The 2,868-nt window shown below is 31.2% G+C and carries 4 protein-coding genes; all 4 read right to left on the bottom strand.

Going from position 1 to position 2,868, the window contains the following annotated elements; genetic code table 11:
- The coding region (locus H515_RS13815) for a GLPGLI family protein (protein WP_051274756.1) at positions 1 to 653 on the bottom strand (653 nt) is incomplete at its 3' end.
- A gap of 92 nt (positions 654 to 745) precedes the next feature.
- Positions 746 to 907, bottom strand: coding sequence for a hypothetical protein (locus tag H515_RS14610; RefSeq protein ID WP_021669440.1), 162 nt, complete (start codon positions 905 to 907; stop codon positions 746 to 748).
- 166 nt (positions 908 to 1,073) lie between these two features.
- Positions 1,074 to 2,570 (bottom strand): vitamin K epoxide reductase family protein, encoded by a 1,497-nt coding sequence (locus tag H515_RS0110305; RefSeq protein ID WP_025878080.1) that lies wholly within the window; start codon positions 2,568 to 2,570, stop codon positions 1,074 to 1,076.
- Positions 2,571 to 2,642: 72 nt separating this feature from the next.
- Positions 2,643 to 2,868, bottom strand: a 226-nt coding sequence (locus H515_RS14765) for a hypothetical protein (protein ID WP_036891845.1), incomplete at its 5' end; no start/stop codon positions are given.

Below are 2,868 nucleotides of genomic sequence, written 5' to 3'. Positions count from 1 at the left end.
ACATAAGTTTTACTCATAACGATTGGCATATCAATAACCTTTCGTATTCCCACAATCGTGAAATGATGATAAGCATTGGTATCGTATGCCTCCATGATTAGTCCTGGCAAGCCATGTAATTTCCATGGACCATCGCTGACAGGCACGTCAGGAGCAAACCATGCAGTCCAGTGGTGTCCTCTATAATCGCATGTTGCCATCTGAACTGTGTAATTCAAAATTGTTTTTATGGAATCTGCCATCGTCCAGTTGATATTATTCAGAGAATCAACATAAATATAATCCTGTAGCGATATTCCATCTGTAACGGTCATTTTGCCTTCGGGATAATTCTTGTAGACATATGCCTTCATACGCTTGTGTAATGGTTGTTTCTTAGTTTTAAGAAACTCCATGATTTCCGCATCTATAATTTTACGCCTATTGGGATTTTCGTATCTTTCATCAACCTGCATACTATAAGAACTATAACACTTAGAAACTTTATTACCTAATAACAGCACAAGTCTATCATCCTCATCCAGTATTTTTTTCAGGGTATCTTGCATATGTACATATTGATATTGACACTCGAGATTGGTAACATCAAGTTTCTTCTGTGCAGTTACGACAGATGATATTAATATAAAAAATATTATCCAACTATATTTCATAACATAATTATGCTTTGCTAATAATGAAAAGATTTCAATATAATGAAATTTTTTTTAGGTGGATGTTTTAAACATCCACCTAAAATAATAGCTTAATGCTCCACACAGTGAGTACTATATCCAATAGTCCACCCTGCAAGTGCCTTCTCCGAAAGTTTATTGTTAGCTATAATTTTGCGAAGATTTTCACAATACTCTTCTCTAGAAATACCACCAAAGATGTTTTCTAACTCTTTTAATTCTAATTTTTTCATAATTTTCTAAATTAATTTAATAGTAATATTTTTTTTGCCTTTCAAAAATGCTCTTAACTAGTATTTGAGTATCTTGAATTTAAATAAGAGGTTAGGCAGTGCCTCTATATAGACTTCAAATTAAAAGATTAGCAACTTCTTCGCTTTTTAAGTCTATATTTTATTTTTATTCAGTATATCTTGAGATATATGGAATGTCGGTTATCTTATATCCTTTGGGCAGTCTATAACTGTTTATGAGTACAAAGGGATAATGTTGGATATTCATACTTTGTATAGAGTTCAACAAACTCTTATATGTAACTATTGCCTCATCGTAAAAGCTGATTTGCTCTCTATAAGAGTTTGCAAATAAAGCTTTTAGGCAGTCTATATGGCTATGTAAGTAAAGCATGTAGAGGTTTAATTGCCTTTTATTATATTTTATAAATGTTTCCTTATTATTTTCCTCCACTCCTATACCATCAATTATAAGTTGCCAATGATATCTTTGAGGGAACTTTTGCATTAAAGAATAGATATCCTTTGCTACAGTCTTACAATGTTTACAATCAATACTTATGATGGTCGTAATTGTAACAGGAGCATTTATATTACCAAAGTTAAGCGATAAGTTCTTTGGTATATCCAATTCCTGTATTTTTTCAAAATAGCACGACAGAACTCTTTTGTCCCTTTTTAAATTCAAAAGCGTAATCTCCTTATCAAATAACGCCTGTGTATTTCTGCCGTTTATATAAAGGAGGTGGCAAATTATATAGACAACTATAGATAGAGACACCATACCAACAACTGTTTGGACTTCAACAGGCTGTAATGGTGATGTAATAATTAGTAGTTTTATGATAACCATAAACGTTATCCCCATGCAATACAGGCAATACTTCTTTATTTTTGCAAACTGATAAATTGTAAGTCCAATCATCAATACAACTGAGCAAACATAAGCTATCAAAGTTAGATGATCTTGAACTCGTAGGATTACCAAGGATGCCGAATCAAGAAGAAAGAAGTAAATTCCGATAACTGGTAGACCTATTGGAATCCATCTACCTAAAGGATTTTTTTGTGAAACATAATTACAGTCAATTTTTCGTCCTATTTTACAGAATGAATTGTACTCATAAATATTTACCTGTTGATTAAACAATATGAATGCACAAGCAAGCCCAAAGATATTTGCAATGAAAGTTATTATCAAGTCATCTGGTATTTTAAATAATGAATAGACTAAAAGAAGTATGAAACTTGCGTATAAAAATAACTTCTCATTTTGTACTTTTTCTCTATATTCAAACTCTTTTTTATCAACTACCAAGATAACACCGTCCCAAATACTTTTAAATTGGGTAATAGAAAGTCGCTTGCATCTTCCATCATACAACTCAACTCCTCTATCCTCAATTTTGTTCATAATATAGAAATGTCCTTCTTCTTCATTTGTATGTAGCAGAACGTTATTCATGTCTTTTAAATCCTCGATATGAGCAAGGTATGCATTTGAAGTTAACCCAAAATAAGATAATGTTGTAGAAACTGCAGCTAAACTTGGAAAGTGAGAATCTGAGAAAAGAACTTTATAGATCTCTTTTCTACTTGCAAAAATAGCCCTTTGTTCTAGAATAATAATTATAATATCTATTAAATAAATATTTGGCGACATACTATCTAAAAAAAATAAGATTCTTAACTTATTCTTATTAACACTATCTTTGATAAATGGGGATTAAACTAACTACAAGCTGATTTCACCAATATATGAACTTGAAGTAGATTTCATTGTTACTTTATAATTCCCTTTAAGATTTGTAGGTAAAACATAATTTGAGATATTCGGAACAATATACATAGTATATACAAGCGTGTCATTCTCATCCCAAAGCGTTAAAATATACTCTTCTTTTAAATCTTTGAAAGTCAGAATAGCATTATTTAAAGTTGCAACAATAGGACGAGTTGGC

Origin of the sequence: Prevotella corporis DSM 18810 = JCM 8529, from assembly GCF_000430525.1 — a bacterium.
Taxonomy (GTDB): Bacteria; Bacteroidota; Bacteroidia; order Bacteroidales; family Bacteroidaceae; genus Prevotella; species Prevotella corporis.
This window is presented reverse-complemented; position numbering and strand designations above follow the sequence as displayed.

Bases quoted from the DNA above. Each gene is read 5' to 3' on its own strand.
- H515_RS14610 (WP_021669440.1), bottom strand. From the start codon at position 907: ATGAAAAAATTAGAATTAAAAGAGTTAGAAAACATCTTTGGTGGTATT.
- H515_RS0110305 (WP_025878080.1), bottom strand. From the start codon at position 2,570: ATGTCGCCAAATATTTATTTAATAGATATTATAATTATTATTCTAGAA.